A 25,338-nucleotide genomic window follows, 5' to 3' on the forward strand; every position below is an offset into this window, starting at 1 on the left:
ACCTGTCTCCTTGTTCTGGTTTTGGCGTTCAGAGGCTCAGATGCTTTGCCGGGCGATTTCCGCCCGGAAGGCCTCGTAGTCGCGAATATATTCTTCTCCGTCGTAATGCTCGCTGCAAAGCACCAGCAGCACACTGTCCGGCGAAAAATCGTACATATCCTTCCACACCATGCGGGGGATGTAAATGCCGGTGTTGGGCTGATCCAGGTGATAGACCTGCTCGCGGCCCAGGCCGTCGTCTACCCGCACCTTGCTCTTGCCCGCCACGTTCACCAGCACGAACTCGGTGTTCCGGTTTGCGTGCTGGCCCCGCATCACGGTGGCATCACTGCCGTAGATGTAGAACACTCGCTGGATGGCAAAGGGCACATCCCGCTGGCCCTCCACCACGATCAGGCTGCCCCGCTCGTCGCCCAGATCGCCGAAGCGCAGCAGCTTCACCTTATCGTAATTTGTATTCTGTTTCATCGGCTGCTTTTCCTCACGGCTCCCACTGGTTGATGGCGTCGATCACATAGCGCTGCTCTTCTTCGGTCATGCCGTTGTACATAGGCAGACTGAGCACCTCGCCGGCGTAGCGCTCGGCGATGGGGAAATCCCCCACGCCGAAGCCCAGATAGGCATACGCCTCGGACAGGTGCGGCGGAATGGGATAATGGATGATGGTGCCGATGCCCTTTTCCTTCAGATAGGCGGCCAGCGCGTCGCGCCCGCCGGGCACATGCACCACGTACTGATGCCAGGTGCAGTCCGCACCGGGGCGGATCTTGGGCAGCTGCACATGGGGATTCTTCAATTTTCTGTTGTAGGTCTCGGCGATGGTGCAGCGCTCGGCGTTGAAGTCGTCCAGATGAGTCAGCTTCACCCGCAAAAGGCCCGCCTGCAGCTCGTCCAGCCGGGAGTTGGTGCCCACCACCTGGTTGTGGTAGCGCTTTTCGCTGCCGTAGTTGCGGTAGACCCGGAATTTTTGTGCCAGCTCGTCGCTGTTCGTCACGATGCAACCCGCGTCGCCAAAGGCGCCGCAGCCCTTGGTGGGATAGAACGAGAAGCAGCCCACATCGCCGAAGGTGCCCACGGTCTGGCCCTGCCAGTGGTTGCCGTGGCTCTGGGCGCAGTCCTCCACCACCTTCAGATCATGGGCCTTTGCAATGGCCATGATACGGGTCATGTCGCAGGACTGGCCATACAGATGCACCGCCAGAATGGCTTTGGTTTTGGGGGTGATCGCAGCCTCGATCTTTTCCGCGTCGATGTTGTCGTATTCGTCCGGCTCCACGAACACCGGGGTGGCCCCGTTCATGGAGATGCCCATCACGCAGGCAATGTAGGCATTGGAGCAGACGATCACCTCATCGCCCGCGCCCACACCCAGCAGCCGGAAGCTGATCCACAGCGCGTCCAGCCCGCTGGCCAGACCCACGCAGTGCTTTGCGCCGATGTATTCGGCCCATTCCTTTTCAAAGGCCTCCACCTCTTTGCCAAGCACATACCAGCCGCTGCGCAGCACCTGCAGGGCCTTTTCCTCATACTCCGCCGCGTGCAGGCTGTACTGGCGGCCCAGATCGTTGGGCATGATGTTCATCAACGCAATTCCCTCCCGCTGTGTGTAACCGTCCCGCCGGTGCGGCAGGACAAACATATTCATGGTATATTTTACCCCATCCCGCCCCAAAGCGCAACAGCAATTCCTGTAAAAGGCTCTGAGGCGCTGGGACGCGGCTTTTACCGCTTTGCCGAAGGCGCAAAAAAGGCCCGCCGCCCCGGGAATTCGCTTTTCCCGGGGCGGCAGGCCGCCTGCTTTTATTGAATGTGGTTTACACGCTCAGCGCCGGGGCAGATCGGTGCGGCCGTCGTACCCCTCTTTGGGGGAGGAGCGGCGCACATCCAGCGTGCGCACCGGCGTGGAACCGGCCGGGCCGCTGCGGGTAATAATCTGGAAATCCGCGGGCAGTCCGGTCTCCTGCGCCCGCTTTGCGGCGAGGCTCTGCAGCCCGCCGCCGCTGCGCACCAGACGCACCGCCAGCAGAATGGCAACCGCTGCCGCAGCCACCGCCACACCGATGCCAAGGTACATCCGCCCGTCACCCACGGTCTTCTGAGGTACGTAAGTATTCGCCTGCAGGATCTGCTCCAGACCGCTCACCGAAAGGCTCACCGTGCGCAGAGCCGTGGGCTGGAGGGCATTTTCCGCCAGAAGATAGGTAACCGTGGCCGAAAAGCCCTGCCCCAGCACATACTGCTCGGGAATGTTGAACTGGGCGGTCACATCCGCCTCGGTGAAGGCATCGTTCAGCAGCACCTCGGCCCCCTGGGCGGCCACCTGCACATTGCCCAGGCTCTCGAAGCCGCCGCCCACCAGCGGCACCTGGTAGGTATCCTGCGGGCTGGCGATGGTCACCCGCCGGTAATGGGCGAAGGCGTAGTCCAGCAGAGCCGCGGCATCCTTGTAGTTACCGTTGAGGCCCACGGATTTCAGCACCACCACGATCAGGTTCAGGCCATTCTGCTGGGCATAGCCCACATAGGTGTAGCCCGCCTGGTCGTGGAAACCGCTCTTTCCGCCTTTTTCATAGGCCCGGTACAGCAGTGGCCCGCCTACCCGCAACCAGTCGGTGCAGTGGAAGGCCCGCTCGGGCTGCATGTTGGTGGCAGGCATGCGCCATTCCTCGTTGCGGCAGAATACATCCATAAAGCCCGGCTGCTGCATGGCCCAGCGGGTCAGGTTCGCCATATCCCGGGCGCTGGTGTAATGGTCTTCTTCATACAGGCCGTGGGGGTTGGTATAATGGGTATTGGTCAGGCCCAGCTCCTGGGCCTTTGCGTTCATTTTTGCCACGCCGCTGGCGATGGTGCCGTCGTCCCCGAAGTATTCCGCCAGAGCGTTGGCGCCATCGTTGGCGCTCTCCATCTGGGTGCCGTAGATCACATCCTCCAGCTCCACCACCTCGCCGGGCAGAAGGGCAATGTGAGTGGAATTGGATTGCAGGCTGTGGGCAACATCATAGTCGATGGTCAGCTGGGCGGACCAGTCGCCCTGCGCCTTTTCCATGGTCAGGCCCAGCGTCATGATCTTGGTGATCGAAGCCGGATACAGCACCTCGTCCGGGTTCTTTTCCATGATGATCTGGCCGGTGTCCGCGTCCATGACCACATAGGCCTCACAGGTCACCTGGGGCAGGTCCTCCGCTGCAGCGGAAGGGGCCAGCACAGCTGCGCCAAGCACAGCGGCCGCCAATATTGAAACCAGTTTTTTCAAACCGAATACATCCTTTATCTGTTGGTTTTGCCGTTTGCTTTCGCAATTTTGCGATACACTGCTTTAACTGATTTATTATAGCCTACCGCCCGCCCCCGGTTCAAGTTCTGCACAAAATTTCCACAGAATGTTTGCATCCCTGTGCACGACGGCGGTGGTTTTTATGCTATGATACAGTCAAATCCTGCAAGCCGGTGCGCTTGCCGAAACGGAGGCTTCCTTTTTATGGAATATCATTCCGATCCCATCACCGCCCGCAAGGCCGCCCTGCGCGCCCGGGCCCGGTCTGTTCTGGGCCAGGCAGACCCTGAGCAGACCGCCTCCTGGGGCCGTGCCATGGCTGAATATCTGACGAAACGTGAATTATGGCAGCAGGCCGGGTCGGTGTTCTGCTTTGTGAGCACCGCCCGCGAGCCCTCCACCCGGCCGCTGCTGGAGTTGGCGCTGGCCCAGGGCAAGACCCTTTGCGTGCCCGCACCGGGCCGGAGGGCTTCATGGAGGCGGTGCCCATCACCAGCCTGAACCAACTGGCTCCCGCCCGCTTCGGCCTGCTGGAGCCCGCACCCGATCTGCCCGCCCTTGACCCCGGACGGCTGGACCTGGTGATCGCTCCCTGCCTGATGGCCGCTCCCGACGGACGGCGACTGGGCCAGGGCGGCGGCTACTACGACCGTTTTCTGCCCCGCTGCCGCTGCCCGGCGGTGCTGCTCTGCCCTGCCGCACTGGTACAAAACGACCTGCCCGCCGAATCCCACGACCGCCGGGCAGACCTTGTGCTCACCGAGCAGGGCTTTCTCTTGGAAGGCTAAATATTCAGCATCGGCCCCAGCTGACGGCCCCGCAGGGCGGATTCCAGCGTGTCGCCGATCAGGGAAAAATCACTTTGCAGGCTGCTGGGCTTTTTCAGGTAATCGTCCTGGGCAAAGGGCACTATATAATAATGTTTGCGGTTGGTCAGCGCCGCCAGGTTGGCAAAGCTGGCCGCCAGCCCGTCGTTGGTGGAAAGGGCGATGACCACCGGCCTGCCGCTGCGCAGCATGCTTTTTGCCCCCAGAGTGACCGGCGTGTCGCTGATGCCGTGGGCCAGCTTGGCCAGAGTGTTGCCGGTGCAGGGGGCAATGACCATCGCCTGGGCCATGTTTTTCGGCCCCAGCGGCTCGGCGCCCTGCAGGGTCTCGATGGGCGGCATGCCGCACAGCTGCTCCAGCCGCCGTTTCCAGTCTGCCGCCGCGCCGAATCGGGTATCCAGCCCGGCAGCATTGAAGCTCATCAGCGGCAGCACCCGCACTCCGCTTTTCACCAGCTCCTCCATGCGCGGCAAGATGCTCTCGAAGGTGCAGAAGCTGCCGCACAGCGCCCACACCACAGTTTTTTCGTTCATACGCACACTCCCTCCTCACGCAGCATGGCCAGCACCGTGTCGGCCACAAATTCCCCGGCAGTCACCGGCGCACAGCGAGCCGGCAGGCTCAGCGCCCGGATGGCCCGGAGCCCCAGCGCCTCCGCCGCCTCCAGATCCACCCCGCCGGGCAGGCTGGCCAAATCGATCACCAGACTGCCCGGTGCCAGTGCCGCCAGCTCCCGCCGTTCCAATACCGGCGCCGGGATGGTGTTCACCACCGTCTCAAAGCCGGGCAGCAGCTGCTCCAGCTGTTCCAGCCCGCAGGCAGTCAGGCCCTGACTTTCGGCCTGGGCTCGCTGGCCGGGGCTGCGGGCCGCCACCGTGACCCTGACCCCCAGTGCCGCCAGCCGCACCGCCAGCGCCGCGCCGCACCGGCCGTAGCCCAGCACCAGCACCGGGCTGTTCCAGAGCGTGCGGGTACGGTTCTGCAGCAGCAGGGCGATGCAGCCCTCGGCAGTGGGCACCGCGTTCAGCACTGCCAGCTCCTCCCGCTCCAGATAATCCCCCAGCGGCACCCCCGCCCCTTCGGCAGCCTGCCGGGCAGCCGGGCTCACCCTGCCGCCATAGGCTCTCGCGCCGGGCTTTGCCCCTGCCAGCAGCCGGACCAGCTCCTCGCTCTCACCGCTCAGCGGCATGGGCAGCAGGATCACATCCGCCGTCGCCAGCCGTTCCCGCCCCACCACCTGCCAGCCCTGCTGGCGCAGGCGGTCCGCCGCGGCCCGCTGGCGGGCATCCGTACCCAGCACGGCAAACACCGTTTTCTTTTCGTTTGCCATCGTTTGCGCTCCCCCTTTTGTGTGGATGCGCGGCCAAAGACCGCGCTGCTTTTGCCCATGCTATGCCTGCCCGGCTGCAAGTGTGCGGCCTCACTTTGCCTTGGCATTTTGGTAAAAAAAACGGTTCGTTTTTCGCCAAAACGGAAAAATTCATCGAACACATCCCAAAAAATGCCCTTAAAGTGTTTATTTTGTGGAGCAAAAATTATATAATGATAGCTACAGAAATCCATATTCGGCGCGTTTTGCGTGCCGGGCACATGTGCGGCGGCTCCCCCGGGCCGCCGGGACCCTTTTTTCGGGATACCATCATGCTAAGGAGAGGTGGACCATAATGAACTTCCTGAGCGGCTTTAATTCCAACTTGCTGGACGGCGTAAAGCGCCTCCATTTCATCGGCATCGGCGGCAGCGGTATGTATCCGCTGGTGCAGATCCTGCATGCCCGGGGCTATACCATCACCGGAAGTGATGTGAACGAGGGCAGCATCATCGACTCGGAGCGGGCCATGGGCATCGAGGTGTTCATGGGGCACGACGCCAAAAACGTGCTGGGCGCGGATATGATCGTGTATTCCGCCGCCATTCACAAGGACAACCCCGAGCTGCGGGAGGCGGATGCCCGGGGCATTCCCATGCTGGAGCGCAGCGTCCTGCTGGGCTATGTGAGCCGGCTGTACCCCCGCAGCATCTGCGTGGCGGGCACCCACGGCAAGACCACTGCCACCTCCATGATCACCAGCCTGCTGGAACTGGCCGGGCAGGACCCTGCCGCGGTGATCGGCGGCAAGCTGCCCCTGATCGGCGGTTACGGCAAGAACGGCAGCGGCAACACCATTGTGATCGAGGCCTGTGAGTTCGCCGAGACCTTTTTGCACCTCACGCCGGACATTGCGGTGCTGCTGAACATCGACAACGACCATCTGGACTACTACGGCACCATGGGCCAGTTGAAGTTTGCCTTCAAGAAGTTCGCCCTGATGGCCCGCCACACCATCGTGGCCAATGCGGACGATACCAACGTGGTGCAGGTGATCAACAGCCTGGATCGCACCGTGCGCACCTTCGGCATTCAAGCGGAGGCAGACTACCAGGCGGTGAACATCCGCGAGCATAAGCCCGGCTTCTATGAGTTCGATGTGCTGGAGTGGGGCTACCCGGTGGCCCACCTGAAGCTGAGCGCCCCCGGTTACCACAACATCTACAACGCGCTGGCCATGACCGCCTGCTGCTTCACCGTTGGCCTGACCGGCGAGGACGCCGCCGCTGCCTCCGAGAGCTTCAAGGGTGCGGGCCGCCGGTTCGAGATCCTGGGTGAGTTCAACGGCGTGACCGTGGCGGACGACTACGCCCACCATCCCACCGAGATCGCCGCCACCCTGAAGACCGCCCACGCGTTGGGCTACAACAAGGTATGGGCGGTGCATCAGCCCTTCACCTACAGCCGCACCCGCGAGCTGCTGGATGATTTCGCCCAGGTTCTGGCGGACACCGATCATGTGGTACTGACCCCCATCATGGGCAGCCGCGAGGTGGACGACGGCAGCGTGAAGAGCGAGGACCTGGCCGCCAAGATCCCCGGCAGCGTGGTGGTTGCCGGTCTGAAGGAGGCCGCCGACTACGTGAAGGAGCACGCACAGCCCGGTGATTTCGTGATCACCATGGGCTGCGGCGACATCTACAAGGCCGCTCACATGATGCTGGAATAATTTCTTTGCAAAACAAAAACGCCCGGAACATCCTGCGATGTTCCGGGCATTTTTTGTTTTATTCTTCGGTCAGGCTCAGCCCTCGGCCAGGGCGGGCCAGACCCGGGCCAGCTGCACGCCGTCCTCTGCGGTCTGCACTGCGTAGAGCGCGCCGCCCACAATGTCGGTCGGGTCAGCAAACAGCTCGCTGTATTTGCCCGCAAAGGAGGGGCTGATCTGGTACAGATACACGTAGGTATAGCCCTCGTCGGTCAGGGTCTCGGCCCACTGCTCGGCACTCACCTCATTGGCCCAGGCGGCCCAGTCCCCTTCGGTGTTGAAGTTATAACCGGCGGAGGAATCGATGGCCTGGGGATAGAAGCTGTAGTGGGCGCAGAGCACCTCGTAGGAGGCGGTGTCCTCCGCCACAAAATACAGCTTGTCGTTCTCGCCCCATTCCATCGGGAAGGATTGCGGGGTAAAGTAAGCCGCCCGCTGCTGCTGTTCCTGGGCCGCGCCCTTGGCCGGGGCCACCAGACGCTGGATCTCAGCGCTGGTGCCGGGCATCACCAGCAGCGCCGCCGCCAGCACGCAGCCCGGGCCCAGCAGCCGCTTGCCCTCGGCCCGGCCCCAGGCACCCAGCGCCAGATACGCCGCCAGCAGCACCACCGCCAGCAGCCAGCTGCCCAGATACCGCTCCAGGCTGGCCACCCGAGTGGCCTCGTAGTCCGAGAACTGGAAGAAGTACAGATACAAAAGCCCGATGCTGTACACCGCAAAGCCGGCCGCGAGCCCCAGGCTCAGCCGCCGCAGACTGGGTTCCAGCCGGGGCAGTACCCGCCGCAGCGCCCAGACCACCGTAAGCCCCAGTACCAGCCAGGCCACCGGGGAAAGGGGCAGCACACTTTCATTTTTTACCGGCAGGAACAGATGCTCCAGGAATGCCGACAGGGTCAGGGTCCACTTTTCCGGCCAGGGGCCTGCCAGGGCAAGCAGCCGTTCCAGCGTGTTGCCGCTGCCGCCCGCGGTGAGGCCCTGCATGGCCACCACGATGCCCCAGCTCAGCCGGGCCAGTACCAGAGCAGCCGCCGGGAAGGCCAGCTGCACCGCACACTGACGCACCGCGCCGGGCTGACCGCCCGCCCGGGCCAGGCGCAGGCCGTCCCAGGCCACAAAGCCCAGAGCCGCCAGCGCGAAGATCACGCCGCTCTCCTTGGTGAGCACCAGCACCGCAGTGCCCAGGCTCAGCTGCAGGGTCACAAAGCCCTGCAGCCGCCGGGTACTCAGCCAGGCGTACAGCAGATAGGCAAACAGCAGCGCCAGGGTGCCGTCCACACACAGATCGCTGTAAAACTGTCCGTAAAAGGCCAGAGGCAGCAGGAACACGCCCGCAAAGCCCGCCAGCGCACCGCCCAGCCGCTTCCAGCCAAACCGGGACAGCACCGGCAAAAGCAGGCTCACCTGGAACAGCATCATGGCCCGGTAGAGATAGCCCTCGGTGAAGCCGGGGGGCAGGCGGACGAACAGGTATTCCAGCAGGGCCAGCGCCGGGGGATATTCCCCGAAGCCCGCCTCCGACGCATGCCAGACACTGAGCTGGTCGTGATTGGTCATGATCTTGACGGTATAGGCCCAGTGGCTGAATTCATCGTTGCCGATGGCCAGCCGCCCCGACTGCATCCAGGCAATGAAAAACACCATGCCCACCAGCACCACCGCGCCGGGGGTCAGCCACCGGTGCACAAACAGCTGTTTGCGGCGCACCGCCTGCACCACCAGCCAGACACCAGCCGCGCCGCCCAGAAGGCTCACTGCCCCAAGGCTCCACAGAAGCGGGCCCGCCAGCCCGAACAGATACATCACAAGAATGCCGATGAACAGAGCCGGGGCGAAGGTCTGCTCCAGCCTGCGGCCGAACTGGACCGCCAACGCCAGAGCGATGACCACAAACACCGCCACCCAATACAGATAAATCACTTGCTTCTCACTTCCCGTGCGTTTTTGTTTTAGGCAACATCGCACAATTTCAGGTGGTGGAGCGCGCCGGAAATTTTGGCGTGATACGCCGCCTGAGCCGACAGGCGTGAATTGTGCGGTGTTGCCTTTATCATACCACGAAGCGAGCGGCAATTCCACAGGCAACGAAGAACGCCGCCCCGGATTTTACCGGAACGGCGTTCTTCGTTATTTTGTGGTTCACATGCTCACAAGCCCCACGCTGATGCCCAGGGCCTGGTCCACCCGGCGCTGGTCGCTCTCGCTCAGACGACCCGCCTTTTCCCGCAGACGGCGCTTGTCCAGCGTGCGGATCTGCTCCAGCAGAACAATGCTGTTGCGGGTCAGGCCGCAGGTCTGGGCCTGCAGGCCGATGTGGGTGGGCAGATGGGTTTTGTCCTGCTTTGATGTAATGGCCGCCGCAATCACGGTGGGGCTGTGGCGGTTGCCCACATCGTTCTGCAGAATCAGCACCGGGCGGATTCCGCCCTGCTCCGAGCCCACCACCGGGCTCAGGTCCGCGTAAAACACTTCGCCTCTATGCACTTCCATGGTCATACTCCCTCCAGTGATCCGCCCCGAAGCACGGCGCACGCCTATGTGCCCCCGCCGCTGCGGGGCTGTTTGGATGTGTTCTGGTGGTAGTATGCCCGCCTTGCCCGGCGCTTAATCGCTGGTTTGCTCCAGAATCGTGAAGGCCTGGGCAAGACCGCCGTCGTGGCTCAGACTCAGGTGGGCGGTGAGCCGGTTTTCTTTCAGCCATGCCGCCGCCTGCCCGGTAAGGGCGTAATAGGGCGCGCCGCTTTCAGCGCGCAGCACCTGGATCTCACAAAGGGCGAAGCCGCCGATGCCGGTGCCGCAGGCCTTTAAAAAGGCCTCCTTGGCGGCAAAGTTCGCGCCGGCGCTTTCCGGCTGCTTGCGGGGAGAGAGGCTCAGCAGAAAGGCCCGCTCCTCCTCGCCGAACACCCGCCGCAGAAAGGCCGGGCTGGCCAGGCTTTTTTCCATTCGGTCGGTGCGCACCAGATCGGTGCCGATGCCGTAGATCATTGGCTGTTCCCCCTCGCTTGCCCCGCCGGGGCCGTTTCTCGCTTTTTATTATACGGAACCGCCGGGCGGGGCGCAAGCGGTCAGTCCCGCTGGGCCAGGCCCTCCAAAATGGAAAACCGGCGCAGCATGCGCAGCGAGACCAGCAGCGCCAAAGCGCTCACCGCTCCCACGCAGACCACCGGGGTGAGCAGCGCCGCCGGGCTGAGGGAGCGAAGCAGCGGGATATCCAGCACCCGGTCCGTCAGAAGCCAGGCGAGGACGAGGCCCGCCGGAACTCCCCACACCATTCCCCGAATGCCATAACCCAGACACTCCCAGGCCAGCATACGGGCCAGCTGGCGGCGGCTCATGCCCGCAGACAGCAGCAGCGACAGTTCCCGCCGCCGCTGCAGCATGCCGCTGCTGACGGTGCTCAAGATGTTGGCCGTGCTGGTGAGCAGCACCACCGCCGCAAAGCCGCCGCAGAACACCGTGAGCAGAATGCGCACCCCGCTGCCCAGCAAAACGGTCTGTCCGGTGGGAGTGTAGTCCTGAAGCTCATACTGAAGCCCACGCCCGGCCAGAATCGGCTCCACCGCCCGGGTAATCTCCCGACCGTCGCGGACATCCCAATAGACCGCATAGCTGCGAACCTCCCCCTGCCCGAAGGAGATGCCGCTGGCTTCAAAGGCGCTGCGGCTGGTAACCAGCACCAGCGTGAACCGGTCGTCCTCCGCGCCCTTTTGCCTGATTCCGCCGGGCAGCGGTGCGTCACTGGTTCCGGCCACCACCATTTGCGGTCCGGCATATTTCCAAAGCAGCGTTTCCTCGCCCAGCTCCTCCGGAGAAAGATCGGAAGCCGCTTTCGCCCAGACCACCGGAACCATGCCCTCTTCACCGGCCAGCGGCTGGCCGTACCAGCTTTCAAAATCCTCGTCCTCCAGCACGATCTGGAGAGTGTTGAGCATCCGCTCTTCCCGCACCCCGTAAAACTTTTCCATCAGCTCGGTCACCGTGCCGGGCTTATCCGGAACCGCTTCGGCCACCTCCCGCAGCAGCTCTTCGGGATACTGGCCGCTCTGGTCTCCCCAGAGGTAGACCCGGTAGGAAAAGGGCGCGTGGCTCACGTCGTAGTTACGGATCAGCGCCCGGTTGAAGGTGAAGGCCATCAGGATCAGCGCAGCGCTCACCGCAAGGCCCAGGCTCAGCACCCGGTACCGGCCGGGCGTCCGCTGCCGGGCCCGCTTTGCCAGCAGGCGCACCGCACTGGCCGGGGCATGTTTTTCCTTTTGTTTGGGCACATTTTGCAGCTGGGGCCGCATGGCCTGCATGGGGGAAAGCCGTGCCGCCCGCCGGGCGGGGCCCCAGGCGGCCAGCAGCAGCGCCAGCGCACACCAGAGCGCCGCGGCCGCCAGACGATCTGCCTGAACCGCCATTCGGATGCCCTGCCCGTTGGTGATGGTCTGGATGCCCTGGGTCTGGTTCATGGCAAAGAACCCCACCTGCAGACCTAACATCGCGAAAAGCATTCCCAGCGGAATGGCCACCACACCCAGCAGGGCCGCCTCCAGCAGCACGCTGGCCCGCAGCTGGGCCGGGGTGGCCCCCACGCTGGCCAGCTGGCCCAGCATCCGGGTACGCCGCTCCAGCGAGAGCCAGAACCCGCCCCGGATCATCAGCGCGGTACCCGCCAGCAACACGCACAGCAGCAGCTTCACCGCCGCCATCGCAACCAGTGCGAACTCGCTGTAATATTTCACATTCAGGGTGTACACCAGGGAATCGCCCCCCAGCAGCACTGCGCTTAACAGCACCGCGCTGAGCAGCACGCTCAGAAAGGCAAACCCGGTGCTCGCCTTTCCCCGCAGCAGCTGGCGCACCGTGACCGACCAGATGGCTCTCATGGACGGATCACCTCGTCTCTCTGCAGGCGGCCGTCTCCGATCACCAGCACCCGCTGGGCCTGCTGGGCCAGCTCCCGGTCGTGGGTGATCATCAGAATGGTCTGGCCGGTCCCCTTGTGGATGGCCCGCAGCAGCTCCATTACCTGGGCGGTGTTGGCTCCGTCCAGATTGCCGGTGGGCTCGTCCGCCAGCAGCAGGGCGGGCCGGGTGATCAGCGCCCGCCCCAGGCTCACCCGCTGCTGCTGCCCGCCGGACAGCTGGTCCGGGAAGGCATCCAGCTTGCCCTCAATGCCCAGCTGCTCCACGATGCCCTCCAGCTGGCCCGGCGCCGGGCGGCGGCCGTCCAGCAGCAGGGGCAGCAGCAGGTTTTCCTTTACGGTGAGCAGCGGGATCAGGTTATAGAACTGATACACCAGCCCGATCTGGCGGCGGCGGAAAACCGCCAGCGTTTCGTCCGGCTGGTTTGCCAGGTCCATGCCGCTCAGCCGCACCGTGCCGCCGGTGGGCCGGTCCACCCCACCCAGCAGGTGCATCAGGGTGGATTTGCCCGATCCGGACGGCCCCACAATGGCCACGAACTGGCCCTTCTCCACGGTAAAACTCACATCGTCCAGGGCTTTTACCTGATTTGCCCCGGTCCCATAGATCTTTGTCAGATGTTCCACTTCCAGAAACGGCAAGCGGACCACCTCCTTTCCTGCCCAAAGAATACCCCGCCCCGGTGACAGGCCGGTGACGGCCCGCTGACGGTTTCGTCACCGGAACAGCCGCAGCCGAAAAAGCGGGCCCTCCGGGGTGTTTTCGGCGGTCACGTCCCCCTGCTGACCTCGGGCGATGCTGCGGGCCAGCGGCAGACCGATGCCCACGCTGCCCGGGCTGGCCGAGGCACCCCGCCAGAACCGCTCGAACAACCGGGGCAGCTCCTCCTCCGGAATGGCCGAGCCCTCATTCTGCACCCGGAATTCAAAATACAGCGCCTGGCAGCTGCACTCAACCCGCACCCGGCCACCGGGCGGGGTGTGCTCGGCGGCGTTTTTTAAAAGGTTCGCCAACGCCTCGGCGGTCCATTCCAGGTCGCAGACGCAGAAAAGCCCCTCCGGGCAATCCGCCTGCAGCTCCACCCCGCGCTTTAAATAAAACTCCGCCAGACCGCCCGCCGCCCGCTGGAGCACCTGCCGAGCGGGATGCTCCTTCTTTTCAAAGGGCACCACTCCCGCATCCAGCCGGGAAAGGCGCAGCAGCGCCTCCACCAGCCAGCGAATGCGGCCGGTCTGGGTCTCGATCTGGGCAAGGCCCTCCTCCGCTTCCCCGGGCGGCAGCTCCTCCCGCAGGAAATCGCATTGCAGCAGAATGGCCGAAAGGGGCGTGCGCAGCTGGTGGGCGATGTCACTCAGGCTGTCCGCCAGAAAGCGCTTGTCCGCCTCCAGCGCCGCCGCCTGTTGCTGCAGAATGCTGGTGATTTTATAAAGATCGTCCTGCAAGGCACTCAGCTCCCCCGGGGTCTGGCCGCTGAGCCGGGGCGGCTGGCCCCCGGTGTAGACCTGAGCCAGATATTCCGACAGCTGCCCAATGCGCCGGTACCGCCGCAGGGTGTATACCACGGCAAGGGCGGTGAGCGCCCCGCCCAGAAGCAGTGCGGCGACCATGCCGGGCACACCCCAGACAAGGCTCTGGCCGATGGCCGCAGCCGCCGTCAGAGCCAGCATGACCGCCAGCATCCGGTAAAACTCCCTGCTATGCATCCGGCTCCTCCTCCCAGCGGTAGCCCAGGCCCCGCACCGTGGCAATGTGCCAGCCGCAGCCCTCCGCCAGCTTTTCCCGCAGCCGCTTCACGGTGACGGTGAGGGTGTTGTCGTTCACAAAATTGCCCTCCTGGTCCCACAGCGCCTGCAGCAGCTGGCCCCGCTCCAGAATCTGGCCGGGATTGGAAAGAAACACCAGCAGCAGCCGGTATTCCTGCGCCGTGAGGGGAATCTGGGCTTCGCCCACAAACACCCGGGCGCTGCGCCGGTCCACCGTGAGCCCGCCGAAGCACAGCAGCTCCGGCCCCTTGCGGCGGCGCAGCACCGCCTTCACCCGGCTGATCAGCTCCCCGGCCCGGAAGGGCTTGATGATGTAATCGTCCGCGCCGCCTTCCAGCGCACGGACCACACTTCCCTCATCCGCCCGAGCGGTGAGGATCAGAATGGCTGCATCGCCCCGCTGGCGCAGCGCACAGCAGACCTCTTCGCCGCTGCCGTCCGGCAGGCCCAGATCCACCAGCGCCGCGTCGAAGCTTTCCCGTTCCATGGCAGCCAGCGCCCCGGCCATCGTGGCGGCAGCCGTGACAAGCCAACCCTGGCGCTCCAGCAGCTTTTGCAGCGGCAGTACGATGGCCGCCTCGTCCTCCACAAGCAGAAGTTTCATCCGTTTCCTTCCCCCTTTTCTGTTTTCGTATTGCCTTAATTATACCGGAAAATCCGCCGCTTCGGGTGACGGGACTGTCACTTTCCCGGCCCGGCCGCTTGCCCGGGGCTGGCATCCATGCTACAATACAGTCGCGGCTGTGCGCCTGCTCGGGCGATAGGCCGCAACTGATATCACCGAGGTGGCATTATGAAAAATCTGCTCACGCGGCGGTACACCCTGCCGCTTTTCTGCCTTTTATGTTCGTTTGCGGTTCTGGCGGTTTGCTCCCGTTCCAGCCCGCTCTATGCCACCAATGACTGGGTGGACGCCAACATCTACTTCACCATCGGGCGGGGGATGCACCAGGGCCTGATGCCCTACCGGGACCTGCTGGACCACAAGGGCCCGCTGCTGTATCTGCTGCACTGGGCCGCGGCTGCGGTGAGCAGCACCAGCTTCTTCGGCGTATGGCTGCTGGAGGTACTTGCCGGATGGGCTTTTCTCTATGCCAGCGCCCGCAGCCTGCTTTTGTACTGCGGCCGGGGCTGGACCTTCTTTTCGCTGCCGCTGCTGGCCGCCTGCGTTTACGCCAGCCCCGCCTTTGCCCAGGGCGACAGCGCCGAGGAATTCTGCCTGCCGCTGCTGGCCATTGCCCTGTATTTCTTTCTGGCCTGCTTCGGGCCCGGCAAACAGCTTCCGTCTTTCTGGGTCTTCGCACTGAACGGCGCTGCCGCCGGGGCCATCTTCTGGATCAAGTTCACCCTGTTGGGGCTGCACTTTGCCTGGATGGCCTGCTTTGCCTTTCTGATCTGGATCGGCCATCGGTCCTTCGGCCGGGCACTGGCCGCCTGCGGCGCTTTTCTGGGCGGAATGGCCGTCATCTCGGTGCCCATCCTGCTGCCCTATGCACTGGGCGGCGCGCTGCCGGACCTGTTCCAGACCTATTTCGGGGCAAACCTCACCTCCTACGCCACCACCCCCACCCACTGGAGCACCCCGCTGTACAATCTGGTGATGAGCGGCCTCAGTACCGCGCTGGCCAACCCGGTGTGGGCGGTGCTGGCACTTGTTGGCGGCGTGTTCTTCGTGCTCCGGCGCGGCGTTCTGCACCCCGCAGCCAAGGCGGCGCTGCTTGCCCTCGTGTTCTTTTCCGGCTTTTTCATTTGGGCCGGTTCCATGGGCTGGCCCTATTACGGCTTTCCTCTTTCGGTCTACGCCGTGCTGGGCTTTGCCTGCCTGGGCAGTCTGGTGCAGAAGCTGCCCGCCCGGCTGCCCCGGAATGTGGTTCAAATCGGCTTTGTGCCCGCGCTGGCCCTCAGCCTGGCATTGTGCCTGGCCTTCAGCCCCAATGTGTCCTTCATGGAGCTGAAAAAGGAGGATCTGGTGCAGACCAAATTTGCTGCCATTATTCAGCAGGAGGGCGGTCAGTCCCTTTTGAACTACGGCTTTCTGGACGGCGGGTTCTATCTTTCCAGCGGCATCACTCCCTCCTGCCGGTTCTTCTGCCGCATCAACCTGCCCAACTACCAGGAGCTGGAGGCGCCGGTGCGCCAGATGGTGGAAGAGGGCTATTTTGATTTCATCGTGATCCGCGAGGAGGGCCCGCTGCCCGGCATGGAGGAGCACTACGAGCTGGTGTGCACCGAATACCAGACCTACGACGGTGTGCTGCTGCCCTACAGTCTGTTCTGCCGGATCGGCTGAAAACCACTGCGCATTTTCAACATTCCCACGCATATTTTTGCACTTTTGCATCAGTCAGCCTTGCAATCCACGGCCAAATGGGGTATACTGTATCTAAATTGATTTCTGCAAAAAAGGGGGGCCGTTTTATGTCTGATCCTACCGCTGTATTCTCCATTTATGACGACCGTGACCGGGAGATACGTGCCGTTGTGCAGGAGGTCTACGACGCGCTGAAGGAAAAGGGGTACAACCCCATCAACCAGCTGGTGGGCTATATCCTTTCCGAGGACCCCACCTACATCACCACCTACAAAAACGCCCGCTCGCTGATCCGCCGCGTGGACCGCGACGATCTGCTGCAGGCGCTGGTTCGCAACTACATCAATCCCTGATCCTTCAAACCGGTTCCGTGCGCCGCACGGGGCCGGTTTTTCCTTTGTGCCCGGGCTTTGCAAAGCCCGGGCTTTTTGTTATACTATAGACTGTATTATTGCGGGCGAAAACAGGTATCTGTTTTGCCCGCACAAAGCGAGGTGCTTTTTATGGCGGCTGTGCGTGTGCTCCACTGCGTGGCGGGGCTGGCCCACGGCGGGTATGAAAGCCTGATTATGAACCTGTACCGCTGCATCGACCAAGATGCGGTGCAGTTCGATTTTATCAGCTCCTTTCCCGGCGTGTACGAAAGCGAGATCGAGGCGCTGGGCGGTGTGATCCACCGCATCCCCTTCATCACTCAGAAGGGCCCCTTCGTCTACACCCATGCGCTGGACCGGGTGCTCACCGAAAGCCCCCGCTACCCCATCGTACATTCCCACATGGATAAATTCAGCGGCCTTGTGATGCGCGAGGCCAAAAAGGCCGGCATCCCGGTGCGCATTGCCCACAGCCACAACACCCAGAACGAGGGCGGGTTTGCCTTCCAGGTGGTCAAGGACTACTACGGCAAAATGGTACTGCCCAACGCCACTCATCTGTTCGCCTGCTCCAAAGCGGCGGCGGACTGGATGTTCGGCCCCGAGTCGGCCCGGGCGCATATCGTGCTCAACGGCATCGACCCGGAGCGCTTTGCGGTGAGCGAGGTGGCCCGCGCCAGTGTGCGGGAGGAGTTCGGCCTTTCGGACGAATGCCTGGTGTTCGGCCATGTGGGCCGGTTCACCCCCCAGAAAAACCACGACCGGATTCTGGATATCTTTTCCGTGCTTCACAAAAAAGCACCAAACAGCGCCCTGCTGCTGGCGGGCACCGGCCCTCTGCTGGACGAGATGCGCCAGAAGGCCGCCCGGCTGGGCCTTGCGGACTGCGTTCATTTTCTGGGCAGCCGGGAGGATGTTCCCCGGCTTTTGCAGGGCATGGACGGCTTTCTGTTCCCCTCGCTGCACGAGGGTCTGCCGGTGACCCTGATCGAGGCCCAGGCCTCCGGCCTGCCGGTCACCGCCGCCTCCACCATCACCAGCGAGGTGTGCGTGACCCCGCTGGTACGCCAGCTTTCGCTGGAGGATTCCGACGAGCATTGGGCGGACACCGCACTGGAGCAGGCGGTGCAGAACCGCCCGGTGCGATCTTCGCCCCGGGCGCAGATCGCCGCGGCGGGGTACGACATCCGCCAGACCGCCGACTGGCTGACCAACTTCTATCTGGGCCTGGCCCATTCCAACGACTGAATCCCGGGAGGATGCTTTTATGAATCAAACGCCCCTTGTCTCGGTGGTGGTACTGGTGTACAACACCGGCGATTACCTGCGCCCCTGCCTGGAGAGCATCGCCGCCCAGACCTACCACAATCTGGAGGTGCTGATGATCGACAACGGCAGCCAGGACGGCTCCGGCCAGGTGTGCGACGAATACGCCGCGAAGGACAGCCGCTTTCGCACCATCCACCAGGAAAACCTGGGCATCATCGGCGGCCGGGGCACCGGCGTGACCCACAGCCGGGGCGAATACCTGGCCTTTGTGGACGGCGACGACCTGCTGCACCCGGAGATGCTCCAGCTGCTGCTGGACGAGTGCCTCAAGACCGATCTGCCGGTGAGCTGCTGCCGGTTCATTCCCTTTTTCGGCCCGCCGCCGGAGCCCGGCCCCTGCCCGGACGACTGCCTCACCTTCGAGAGCCCGGCCCATCTGGACGCCCTGATGCACGACAAGCGAGTGGAATACAGCCTGTGCAACAAGCTATACGCCCGCCATCTGTTCGACAATATCCCCTTCTATTCCCCGGTGGTCTACAACGAGGATCTATATCTGAACTGGAACATTCTGCAGCACGCCCGGGGCATGGCCTTTGCGGATTTCATCGGCTACTACTACCGCCAGCACGCGGCCTCCACCACCCACCGGCCCCTGAAGGACCGGGTGCTCACCGACCAGATCTTCGTGGCCCGCACCATTCTGGACACCGCCCGCGGCGGCCCGCTGGAGGCATCGGCTGAGGCCTTCTATTACGAGAAGCTGCTCTATCTGAACAGCATGATCCTGCGCCAGGCAAACGCGAAGGATTTTACCGCCGAGCACCGCTCGCTGAAAAAGGAGATCCGGGCAAGCCTTGGCAAGGCGCTGAAGAACCCGCATCTTTCCCGCGCGATGAAGCTGGCTGCCCTGCTCTCCTGCTGGGGCGGCGTATTCTACGCCGGGCTGTGCCGGCTGATGCTCACCGACCGGCGCTGACCGGCCGTGTTCTGAGGTTTTTTGCATGAAACTGCTTTGCATTCTGGACAGTGTGGAATTTCCCCTCGCCCCCACCCCGGCCATTGCCCGGCGGGCGGCAGCGCTGCTGGCGCAGCAAGGGCACACGGTCCATTTTCTGGAACTGTATGACGGCGAGACCGTCCCCCCTGAGCAGCCCGGCTGCACCCGGACCCTGCTGCCCTTTGCGGACGAGCGGGTGATGAACCGGGTGCTGGAATTCGGCAACCCGGGTGGCACCCCGGTGCCGCTGCGGCTGTTGAAGCTCTGCGCCCATCCGGCGGCGGCGCTGGCCGCGGTGCGGCAGATCGCCCTGAAAAAGCCCCGGCGCATCTCAGCGGCGAAAAAAGCCATCGAGGCGCTGGACCGTCAATATCACTTTGATGCGGCGGTGGCGGTGGCTGCCCCCTACGCGGGCAGCTTCGCGCTGGCCGCTGCCGATTTCGGCGGCAAAAAGGCCAGCTGGCAGATGGACCCCTATGCGGCCAACCACAGCTACTCCGCCCCCGGCGCATTTGAGCGGGAGAAGGAGCTGCTGGCGGCACTGGACGCGGTGTTCATCGCCCCGGCGATGAACCAATATTACGCCCCCGGCGCACCGCTGGAAAGCTATGCGGCCAAGGCCCGTGTGCTGGACTTCCCCAGTCTGGTTCCCCCGCCCCCTGCGCCTCATGTGCAGAGGGAAGGCGGGCGGCTGCGCTGCGTGTTCGTGGGCAGTCTGTACCCCACCCTGCGCACCCCCCACTACGCGCTGGAGCTGTTCTGCGCGCTGAACGACCCGAAGCTGGAGCTGGTGTTCGTGGGCGGCGGCTGGGAGAACTACCCCGCCGACCTGCTGGAGCCCTACCGGAAGATTCTGGGCGACCGGCTGATCGTCACCGGTCCGCTGCCCGCTGTCCGAGCGGCGGAGGAGGTGGCCAAAGCGGATGTGCTACTAAGCCTGGGCAACGGGGTGGACAACCAGGTGCCCAGCAAGATCTTTGAATACTTCGCGGCGGGCCGGCCGGTGCTGCATCTGGCCAAGCTGAAAAACGACCCCTGCCGCCCCTACTTTAACCGCTGGCCCCTGGCCCTGACCCTGCTGGAATCCGAGGGCGCCGGGCCGGAGGTCCTTGCCCGGCTTTCGGCCTTTCTGGCCGAAAAGGGGCGCAGCCGCCTGCCCTTTGAGGAAGCGGCACGGCTTTTTGAATCCAACACGCCCCAGGCGGCGGCCCGCTGCCTGGAGGAAACCCTTGGAGGCTGAACCATGACGGTATTCTGGCTTTTGAATTTTCTGCCCCCGCCCATGGCCCGGGCGCTGGACCTGCCGGTGCAGGCCAGCGGCAGCTGGGTGATGGCCCTGCAGCAGGCGCTGGAGAAGCAGCCGGTGCGGCTCATCCTGTGCGCCTACAGCCCGGCGGTGAGCGAGACCCAGCGGCGGGAGATCGGCGGGGCGGTGTATCTGGCCCTGCCCGCCGCGGGCGGCAAGGAGGCCCTGCAGGCGGCGCTGGCCGCCGAGCAACCGGACCTGTTGCAGATCTTCGGCACCGAGAACGACCACGCGGTGTGGGCGCTGGAAAGCTTTGCGCCCCAGAAAACATTGCTTTATATCCAGGGACTGGCCGGGCCCTGCGGCGAGCACATGGCCGACGGCCTGCCGCCCCGCTTTCTGCGCCGCCAGCGGCTCAAGGAGCGCCTGGCCGCCAAAACCGGCGGCGCCACCGTGCGCCAGCTGCGGGAGGGCCTTTTGGAAAAGGGCGAAGCGGAGAAAAAGGCCTTTCTGCTGGCTCAGAACCTGCTGGGCCGCACCGAATGGGACAAGACCTTTGCCGCCTCGGTGAACCCTGCCGCCCGGTATTACAAGCTGAATGAGATTCTCCGCCCGGCCTTTTATCAGGGCGGCTGGCAGCGGGATGTGCTGCGCCGTCCCCGCATTTTTGTGAGCCAGGGCAACATTCCCCTGAAGGGACTGCATCGGGTGATCGAGGCGCTGCCCGCCATCGCCGCCCGTTACCCGGATGTGCAGGTGGATGTGGCGGGCTGGCCCCCGCCCCAGAAGGGCGTGCTGCTGCGCCCGGTGATGAACTGGCTGGCGGAGTATTCCGGCTATCTGGATTCTCTGGCCCGCCGTCTGGGCGTGGCCGACCGCATCCGCTACACCGGTGTGCTGAGCGCCGACGCCATGAAGACCTGCTTTTTGCAAAGCAGCGTCTTTCTGATGCCCAGCAGCGTGGAGAACAGCCCCAACTCGCTGGGCGAGGCCATGCTTCTGGGCATGCCCTGCGCCGCCGCGAATGTGGGCGGCATCCCCAGCATGCTGGAAAGTGGCAAGGAAGGCCTGCTCTTCGACCCCGCCCAGCCCGGCCAGCTGGCCGAGACGGTGCTGGCGCTGCTGGACGATCCCATCGCTGCCGAGGCCATGGGCAAGGCCGCCCGGGCCCGGGCGCTGGCGGACCACGACCCCAAGGCCATTGCCGCCGCGCAGATGGCCCTTTACAACCAGCTTTGCGAAGCAAAGGAGGTCAGACCGTGAACCAGCCCTTGGTGACGGTACTCATCACCACCTACAATCAGGAACGCTACATCGGCACGGCCATCGACAGTGTGCTGGCCCAGAAGACCGATTTTCCCTTTGAAATCTACATCTCCGAGGACTGCGGCTCGGACGGCACCCGCGCCATTCTGCAGGATTATGCTGCCCGCTTCCCCGAGATTATCCGGCTGAACCTGCGCGAGGAAAACGTGGGCATCAGCCGCAACTGGTACCAGGGCCTGTGCGCCGCCAAGGGCCAGTATGTCTGTACCCTGGAGGGCGACGACTGGTGGCGGGACGACCACAAGCTGCAAAAGCAGGTGGATTTTCTGCGCGCTCACCCGGACTATCTGGCGGTGAGCCACACCCTGCTTCTTACTGACGACGCAGGCAACACCTACGGCACCCTGCCGGACGATGCGCGCATTCTGGGCAAGGACGCCACCATGGAGCTGTTCCTTTCCGGCGTGACCTATTCCTGCACCGCCTGCCTTGTGAAAAACATCTTTGACCCGGCTGACAAGGCCCTTTACGACTACGTGACCGCCAACCGCAGCATCGCGGACTTTGCTTTGTGCATGCTGTATCTGGACCGGGGCAAGGTGTTTGTGATGGACGAGGCCCTTTCCGCCTACCGGGTGGCGGGCACCGACGAAAACCACCAGAACTACAACGGCACCCAGAGTGCCCTGAAAAAATACGCGGATTTTCTGGATGTGGTGAACGCCAGCCGCCGCTACTGGCAGGGCAAATACTCCTTTGCCAAGTGCCTGTGCGCAGGCAGCTTTTACCCCTTCATCGACCGAATCAAATACGGCGATCTCGGGCCCTTTGTGCGGCTGATGGGCGGCATGGCCCTCTCCGCAAAGGCACTGTTCCCCTTTTACTTTATCGGCCGGTGCCTTGCGCTGGTCATCCGCAAATTCACGGGAGGGAGAAACCCATGAATCAGCCTTCCATCAGCGTGATCGTGCCGGTCTACAAGGCCGAGGGCACTCTGGAAAAGTGCGCCCGGAGCATCCTCTGCCAGGCGCCCGCCGACCTGGAGCTGATTTTAGTGGACGACGGCAGCCCGGACGGAAGCGGCGCGCTGTGCGACCGGCTTGCTGAGCAGGACGGCCGGGTGCGGGTGATCCATCAAAAGAACGCCGGGGCCAGCGCCGCCCGCAACGCGGGCCTGGACGCCGCCGCCGGGCGGTATCTGCAATTTGTGGACGCGGATGACTGGGTGCTGCCCGGTCTGTACAAAACTGCGCTGCCCATTCTGGACGAGGGCGCGGACGTACTGTTTTTCGGGGTGGAGAACATCGGCTACACGCCGGAACCGCCCCTGCCGGATGCAGCCTACGAGAGCCTCACAGAACTGGCAGACCAGTTCGAGCGGTATCTGGTGACCACCGGCCAGTTCGCGGCCCCCTACAATAAGATCTACAAGGCCCATGTGATCGGGCCGGTGCGCTTTGACCCGGCTCTCAAGATCAACGAGGACCTTCTGTTCAACCTGCTGGCCCTGCGGCGCTGCGGGCCGGTGCGGTTCATTCCCACCAACTTCTATGCCTGCGACCACACCGGCGAGGGCTCGCTCTCCCGGTCGCTGCGTGCGGACCTGCTGGACGCCGAGCAGGCCACCCGGGCGGCACTGCTCGCGTTCGCTGCCCATTACGGGCTGGATGAGGCCGGCGCTCAGGCTCTGGCCGCTGCCCGGCAGGGCAACGTGGCCGTGGCTCAGATGTCGGTGCTGATGAGCCGGAAGGGTCCCCTTTCCCTGCGGGGCTACCGGAAGGCCTTTGCCCGGATGCTGGCCCTGCCCGCTGCCCGCAAGACGCTGGCTGACTGGCTGGCGGCGGACCAAAACCGGCTGATGGCCCTGCCCTACCGTATCTGCGTGGGGCTGCGGCTGGCCCTGCCCATGGCGCTCTGGTGCTGGCTGCGGTGCAGCACCAGCCATGCCCTATGATTCTTTTTTCCCAAGGAGGCAAACATATTTATGGCGGCTGTATTGAGCTGTATCATGCCCGTGTACAACGGGGAGGAATATCTTGAAAAAAGCGTACAGAGCGTGCTGGACCAGAGTTTTGCCTGGTTCGAGCTGATTCTGGTGAACGACGGTTCCACCGACCGCACCGCTGATCTCTGCGCCGAGTTCGCCCGCAAGGATGAGCGGGTTCGGGTGCTGACCCAGCCCAACAAAGGCGCGGCGGCGGCCCGGAACGCGGGCATTCAGGCGGCCGAGGGCCGTTACATCACCTTTGTGGACGCGGACGACATGCTGCTGCCCAAGGCCTTTGAAAAGACCGTGCAGGCCATGGAGAACCGGGAGCTGGATCTGGTGAGCTTCAACTTCTCCTTCTGCAGCGACACCGGCTTCACCGAGGCGGTCTACCCGGCCTTTGCCGCCGCCTCGCTGGAGGAGTTCTGGCCCCACTTCATCGACTACTACCGGGCCAATCAGTTCTTCTCGCTGTGCAACAAGGTCTACCGCACCCAGCTCATCAAGGGGCTGGGCCTGAAGCTGGACGAGACCCTGCGCACCGGCGAGGACATCCAGTTCAACTTTTCCTACTTTGCCAACCTGGGCAAGATGGAGCATCTGGACGGCATCTACTACGAATACTGGCGGCATGCCCAGACTCTGACCCGCGCCGCCACTCTGGACAATATGGAGACCAGCCAGCGGGTGCTGCACGGGGTGCGGCGCTTTCTGGAGCAGTGCGGCCAGAGCGAATTGTATCCCCAGCTGGCCGCCGCTCAGCTGCCCTGGGACGCCGTGAACTTCTTCGACCTGCTCACCGACTCCTCCAAGCCCTATACCCTGGAGGAGCGCAAGGCCGGGCTGGAAAAGCTGTTCGCAAACCCCATGTGGCACACCGCCCTGATGACCCAATTGGAGGGCCGGGAGGGCCTTTACAACGGCTGGCTGCGCAAAGCCGCCGCCAAGAAAAACGCCGGGCGCGCCCTGCTGCCCCTGCGCCTGAAGGGCAAGCGCTGACCCGAACGATCAAAGAAGGAGGCATTCCATGCCCGCCATCAGCATTATCACCACCGTATACGACGCCAAGGACTATCTGCCCCTGACCGTACAGAGCATTCTAAACCAGAGCTTTGCCGATTTTGAGCTGATCCTCGTGGACGACGGCAGCCCCAACGGCTGCGGCGAGCTCTGTGATCAGCTGGCGAAAACCGACCCCCGCATCCGGGTGGTACACAAGAAAAACGGCGGGCCTGCATCCGCCGCCAACGCCGGGCTGGACGCCGCCACCGGCGACTACATCAGCTATGTGGATTCCGACGATCTGCTGCATCCGGATTTTCTGAAAACCCTGTACAGCACCGTGAAGGAAAGCGGCTGCCCGCTGGCATCCTGCGGCGCGGTGTGCATCGACGAGGAGGGCAATTTTCTCGAGCGGGGCGTGACCCTGCCCGAGGAATTCCTGGGCCGCCACGACGCGCTGGAGCAGTTTCTGGACGTGTTCAAGAACGGCGGCATGTACTCCATGGTCACCTGGAACAAGCTGTACGACGCCCGGCTGTTCAAAAACGTGCGCCACGACGAGACCATGTTCTACGGCGACGACGCCAACATCATGGACAAGATCTACGACGGCAACCAGGTCGTGCTCTCCAATGAGCCGCTCTATTACTACCGCACCCGCACCGGCAGCATGACCGCCCTGGCCTTCTCGGCCAAGCGGCTGGACGATCTGCGCCTGTACGGCGGCTGGGTAGACTTTTTCACCGGCAAGACCGGCTACGAGGATCTGGCCGCCTGGGCGGTGGCCCGTTACTGGCAGGTGTTCTACCTGTTCTACGTGCACGCCAACCTGGCGGGACCGCTGTCCGGCGAACTGAAAGCGGGCTTTGCCCTGCACAAGAAAAAGCTGAACAAGCTTTTGCCCCGCATCCTCTCGAACCCCCACGTGGCCGGGTTTGAAAAGCTGCGGGCGGTGCTGTTCTGTGCAAGCCCCGCGCTGTGCTACAAGCTGGCCGCCGCCCGGGGAAAAATGGACCGCAAAAAGGAGGCCTGAGC

The 25,338-nt window shown here is 63.7% G+C and carries 25 protein-coding genes; 13 read left to right on the forward strand and 12 right to left on the reverse strand.

Going from position 1 to position 25,338, the window contains the following annotated elements:
• Positions 1–36: 36 nt before the first annotated feature.
• The 3 genes from B5F28_RS01420 to B5F28_RS01430 form a co-directional block, all read right to left on the reverse strand.
• Entirely contained in the window at positions 37–468 is a 432-nt protein-coding gene (locus B5F28_RS01420; RefSeq protein ID WP_087292503.1) for a sugar 3,4-ketoisomerase, read from the reverse strand.
• A gap of 13 nt (positions 469–481) precedes the next feature.
• A complete protein-coding gene (locus B5F28_RS01425; protein ID WP_087292507.1) occupies positions 482–1,582 on the reverse strand; it encodes a DegT/DnrJ/EryC1/StrS family aminotransferase in 1,101 nt (366 codons plus the stop codon).
• A 240-nt stretch (positions 1,583–1,822) separates the two neighbouring features.
• Positions 1,823–3,256: a D-alanyl-D-alanine carboxypeptidase family protein gene (locus B5F28_RS01430; RefSeq protein WP_143424665.1), complete on the reverse strand. Its 1,434-nt coding sequence runs from the start codon at positions 3,254–3,256 to the stop codon at positions 1,823–1,825.
• 225 nt (positions 3,257–3,481) lie between these two features.
• Between B5F28_RS01430 and B5F28_RS15230 the strand changes: the two genes are divergently transcribed.
• Positions 3,482–3,778 carry a 5-formyltetrahydrofolate cyclo-ligase gene (locus B5F28_RS15230; RefSeq protein WP_158097478.1) on the forward strand — a complete coding sequence of 99 codons (297 nt, stop codon included), beginning with the start codon at positions 3,482–3,484 and terminating at the stop codon, positions 3,776–3,778.
• Positions 3,751–4,065, forward strand: coding sequence for a 5-formyltetrahydrofolate cyclo-ligase (locus B5F28_RS15235; protein ID WP_087292517.1), 315 nt, complete (start codon positions 3,751–3,753; stop codon positions 4,063–4,065). Before B5F28_RS15230 ends, B5F28_RS15235 begins: the two co-directional genes overlap by 28 nt.
• Here B5F28_RS15235 and B5F28_RS01445 read toward each other — a convergent pair.
• Positions 4,062–4,637, reverse strand: coding sequence for a dipicolinate synthase subunit B (locus tag B5F28_RS01445; protein WP_087292520.1), 576 nt, complete (start codon positions 4,635–4,637; stop codon positions 4,062–4,064). The genes B5F28_RS15235 and B5F28_RS01445 overlap by 4 nt on opposite strands.
• Complete coding sequence (locus B5F28_RS01450; protein ID WP_087292523.1) at positions 4,634–5,434, reverse strand: NAD(P)-dependent oxidoreductase; 801 nt, start codon at positions 5,432–5,434, stop codon at positions 4,634–4,636. The genes B5F28_RS01445 and B5F28_RS01450 overlap by 4 nt, the downstream gene beginning before the upstream one ends.
• 334 nt (positions 5,435–5,768) lie before the next feature.
• Between B5F28_RS01450 and murC the strand changes: the two genes are divergently transcribed.
• The gene (gene murC / locus B5F28_RS01455) at positions 5,769–7,142 is read left to right on the forward strand and encodes a UDP-N-acetylmuramate--L-alanine ligase (protein ID WP_087292526.1); all 1,374 of its coding nucleotides are present in this window, start codon (positions 5,769–5,771) and stop codon (positions 7,140–7,142) included.
• A gap of 75 nt (positions 7,143–7,217) precedes the next feature.
• On the opposite strand, the gene B5F28_RS01460 is transcribed toward murC, so the two are convergent.
• The 7 genes from B5F28_RS01460 to B5F28_RS01490 form a co-directional block, all read right to left on the reverse strand.
• On the reverse strand, positions 7,218–9,098 hold the full coding sequence (locus B5F28_RS01460) for a hypothetical protein (RefSeq protein WP_087292530.1): 1,881 nt from the start codon (positions 9,096–9,098) through the stop codon (positions 7,218–7,220).
• 219 nt (positions 9,099–9,317) lie between these two features.
• The gene (locus tag B5F28_RS01465) at positions 9,318–9,668 is read right to left on the reverse strand and encodes a type II toxin-antitoxin system PemK/MazF family toxin (RefSeq protein WP_058962553.1); all 351 of its coding nucleotides are present in this window, start codon (positions 9,666–9,668) and stop codon (positions 9,318–9,320) included.
• Positions 9,669–9,782: 114 nt separating this feature from the next.
• The gene (locus tag B5F28_RS01470) at positions 9,783–10,163 is read right to left on the reverse strand and encodes a holo-ACP synthase (protein WP_087292533.1); all 381 of its coding nucleotides are present in this window, start codon (positions 10,161–10,163) and stop codon (positions 9,783–9,785) included.
• An 80-nt stretch (positions 10,164–10,243) separates the two neighbouring features.
• Positions 10,244–12,046, reverse strand: coding sequence for an ABC transporter permease (locus B5F28_RS01475; protein WP_087292536.1), 1,803 nt, complete (start codon positions 12,044–12,046; stop codon positions 10,244–10,246).
• Positions 12,043–12,726, reverse strand: a complete 684-nt coding sequence (locus B5F28_RS01480; RefSeq protein WP_087292539.1) for an ABC transporter ATP-binding protein — start codon at positions 12,724–12,726, stop codon at positions 12,043–12,045. Before B5F28_RS01480 ends, B5F28_RS01475 begins: the two co-directional genes overlap by 4 nt.
• A 75-nt stretch (positions 12,727–12,801) precedes the next feature.
• The gene (locus tag B5F28_RS01485; RefSeq protein ID WP_087292543.1) at positions 12,802–13,788 is read right to left on the reverse strand and encodes a sensor histidine kinase; all 987 of its coding nucleotides are present in this window, start codon (positions 13,786–13,788) and stop codon (positions 12,802–12,804) included.
• Positions 13,781–14,452 (reverse strand): response regulator transcription factor, encoded by a 672-nt coding sequence (locus B5F28_RS01490; RefSeq protein WP_247643372.1) that lies wholly within the window; start codon positions 14,450–14,452, stop codon positions 13,781–13,783. The genes B5F28_RS01485 and B5F28_RS01490 overlap by 8 nt, the downstream gene beginning before the upstream one ends.
• 189 nt (positions 14,453–14,641) lie before the next feature.
• On the opposite strand from B5F28_RS01490, the gene B5F28_RS01495 reads away from it, so the two are divergent.
• From B5F28_RS01495 to B5F28_RS01540, 10 genes are all read left to right on the forward strand, one after another.
• Entirely contained in the window at positions 14,642–16,138 is a 1,497-nt protein-coding gene (locus B5F28_RS01495) for a hypothetical protein (RefSeq protein ID WP_087292546.1), read from the forward strand.
• A gap of 128 nt (positions 16,139–16,266) precedes the next feature.
• The gene (locus B5F28_RS01500) at positions 16,267–16,512 is read left to right on the forward strand and encodes an IreB family regulatory phosphoprotein (RefSeq protein ID WP_087292549.1); all 246 of its coding nucleotides are present in this window, start codon (positions 16,267–16,269) and stop codon (positions 16,510–16,512) included.
• 150 nt (positions 16,513–16,662) lie between these two features.
• Entirely contained in the window at positions 16,663–17,781 is a 1,119-nt protein-coding gene (locus B5F28_RS01505; protein ID WP_087292957.1) for a glycosyltransferase family 1 protein, read from the forward strand.
• A 19-nt stretch (positions 17,782–17,800) separates the two neighbouring features.
• Positions 17,801–18,781, forward strand: a complete 981-nt coding sequence (locus B5F28_RS01510; RefSeq protein WP_087292552.1) for a glycosyltransferase family 2 protein — start codon at positions 17,801–17,803, stop codon at positions 18,779–18,781.
• Positions 18,782–18,806: 25 nt separating this feature from the next.
• Positions 18,807–20,042, forward strand: a complete 1,236-nt coding sequence (locus B5F28_RS01515; RefSeq protein WP_087292555.1) for a glycosyltransferase — start codon at positions 18,807–18,809, stop codon at positions 20,040–20,042.
• 3 nt (positions 20,043–20,045) lie between these two features.
• Positions 20,046–21,311: a glycosyltransferase family 4 protein gene (locus B5F28_RS01520; protein ID WP_087292558.1), complete on the forward strand. Its 1,266-nt coding sequence runs from the start codon at positions 20,046–20,048 to the stop codon at positions 21,309–21,311.
• Positions 21,308–22,258 (forward strand): glycosyltransferase, encoded by a 951-nt coding sequence (locus B5F28_RS01525; RefSeq protein ID WP_158097479.1) that lies wholly within the window; start codon positions 21,308–21,310, stop codon positions 22,256–22,258. Before B5F28_RS01520 ends, B5F28_RS01525 begins: the two co-directional genes overlap by 4 nt.
• Complete coding sequence (locus B5F28_RS01530; protein WP_087292564.1) at positions 22,255–23,268, forward strand: glycosyltransferase family 2 protein; 1,014 nt, start codon at positions 22,255–22,257, stop codon at positions 23,266–23,268. Before B5F28_RS01525 ends, B5F28_RS01530 begins: the two co-directional genes overlap by 4 nt.
• Positions 23,269–23,298: 30 nt before the next feature.
• A complete protein-coding gene (locus B5F28_RS01535; protein ID WP_087292567.1) occupies positions 23,299–24,300 on the forward strand; it encodes a glycosyltransferase family 2 protein in 1,002 nt (333 codons plus the stop codon).
• A gap of 28 nt (positions 24,301–24,328) precedes the next feature.
• Positions 24,329–25,336 (forward strand): glycosyltransferase family 2 protein, encoded by a 1,008-nt coding sequence (locus tag B5F28_RS01540; protein WP_087292570.1) that lies wholly within the window; start codon positions 24,329–24,331, stop codon positions 25,334–25,336.
• Positions 25,337–25,338: the final 2 nt, after the last annotated feature.

It is taken from the genome of Gemmiger sp. An194 (assembly GCF_002160145.1).
Lineage (GTDB): Bacteria > Bacillota > Clostridia > Oscillospirales > Ruminococcaceae > Allofournierella.

Coding starts and splice junctions, on each gene's coding strand:
- B5F28_RS01420 (WP_087292503.1), bottom strand. CDS start 468: ATGAAACAGAATACAAATTACGATAAGGTGAAGCTGCTGCGCTTCGGC.
- B5F28_RS01425 (WP_087292507.1), bottom strand. CDS start 1,582: ATGAACATCATGCCCAACGATCTGGGCCGCCAGTACAGCCTGCACGCG.
- B5F28_RS15230 (WP_158097478.1), top strand. CDS start 3,482: ATGGAATATCATTCCGATCCCATCACCGCCCGCAAGGCCGCCCTGCGC.
- B5F28_RS15235 (WP_087292517.1), top strand. CDS start 3,751: ATGGAGGCGGTGCCCATCACCAGCCTGAACCAACTGGCTCCCGCCCGC.
- B5F28_RS01445 (WP_087292520.1), bottom strand. CDS start 4,637: ATGAACGAAAAAACTGTGGTGTGGGCGCTGTGCGGCAGCTTCTGCACC.
- B5F28_RS01450 (WP_087292523.1), bottom strand. CDS start 5,434: ATGGCAAACGAAAAGAAAACGGTGTTTGCCGTGCTGGGTACGGATGCC.
- murC (WP_087292526.1), top strand. CDS start 5,769: ATGAACTTCCTGAGCGGCTTTAATTCCAACTTGCTGGACGGCGTAAAG.
- B5F28_RS01465 (WP_058962553.1), bottom strand. CDS start 9,668: ATGGAAGTGCATAGAGGCGAAGTGTTTTACGCGGACCTGAGCCCGGTG.
- B5F28_RS01470 (WP_087292533.1), bottom strand. CDS start 10,163: ATGATCTACGGCATCGGCACCGATCTGGTGCGCACCGACCGAATGGAA.
- B5F28_RS01475 (WP_087292536.1), bottom strand. CDS start 12,046: ATGAGAGCCATCTGGTCGGTCACGGTGCGCCAGCTGCTGCGGGGAAAG.
- B5F28_RS01485 (WP_087292543.1), bottom strand. CDS start 13,788: ATGCATAGCAGGGAGTTTTACCGGATGCTGGCGGTCATGCTGGCTCTG.
- B5F28_RS01490 (WP_247643372.1), bottom strand. CDS start 14,452: ATGAAACTTCTGCTTGTGGAGGACGAGGCGGCCATCGTACTGCCGCTG.
- B5F28_RS01495 (WP_087292546.1), top strand. CDS start 14,642: ATGAAAAATCTGCTCACGCGGCGGTACACCCTGCCGCTTTTCTGCCTT.
- B5F28_RS01500 (WP_087292549.1), top strand. CDS start 16,267: ATGTCTGATCCTACCGCTGTATTCTCCATTTATGACGACCGTGACCGG.
- B5F28_RS01505 (WP_087292957.1), top strand. CDS start 16,663: ATGGCGGCTGTGCGTGTGCTCCACTGCGTGGCGGGGCTGGCCCACGGC.
- B5F28_RS01510 (WP_087292552.1), top strand. CDS start 17,801: ATGAATCAAACGCCCCTTGTCTCGGTGGTGGTACTGGTGTACAACACC.
- B5F28_RS01515 (WP_087292555.1), top strand. CDS start 18,807: ATGAAACTGCTTTGCATTCTGGACAGTGTGGAATTTCCCCTCGCCCCC.
- B5F28_RS01520 (WP_087292558.1), top strand. CDS start 20,046: ATGACGGTATTCTGGCTTTTGAATTTTCTGCCCCCGCCCATGGCCCGG.
- B5F28_RS01530 (WP_087292564.1), top strand. CDS start 22,255: ATGAATCAGCCTTCCATCAGCGTGATCGTGCCGGTCTACAAGGCCGAG.
- B5F28_RS01535 (WP_087292567.1), top strand. CDS start 23,299: ATGGCGGCTGTATTGAGCTGTATCATGCCCGTGTACAACGGGGAGGAA.
- B5F28_RS01540 (WP_087292570.1), top strand. CDS start 24,329: ATGCCCGCCATCAGCATTATCACCACCGTATACGACGCCAAGGACTAT.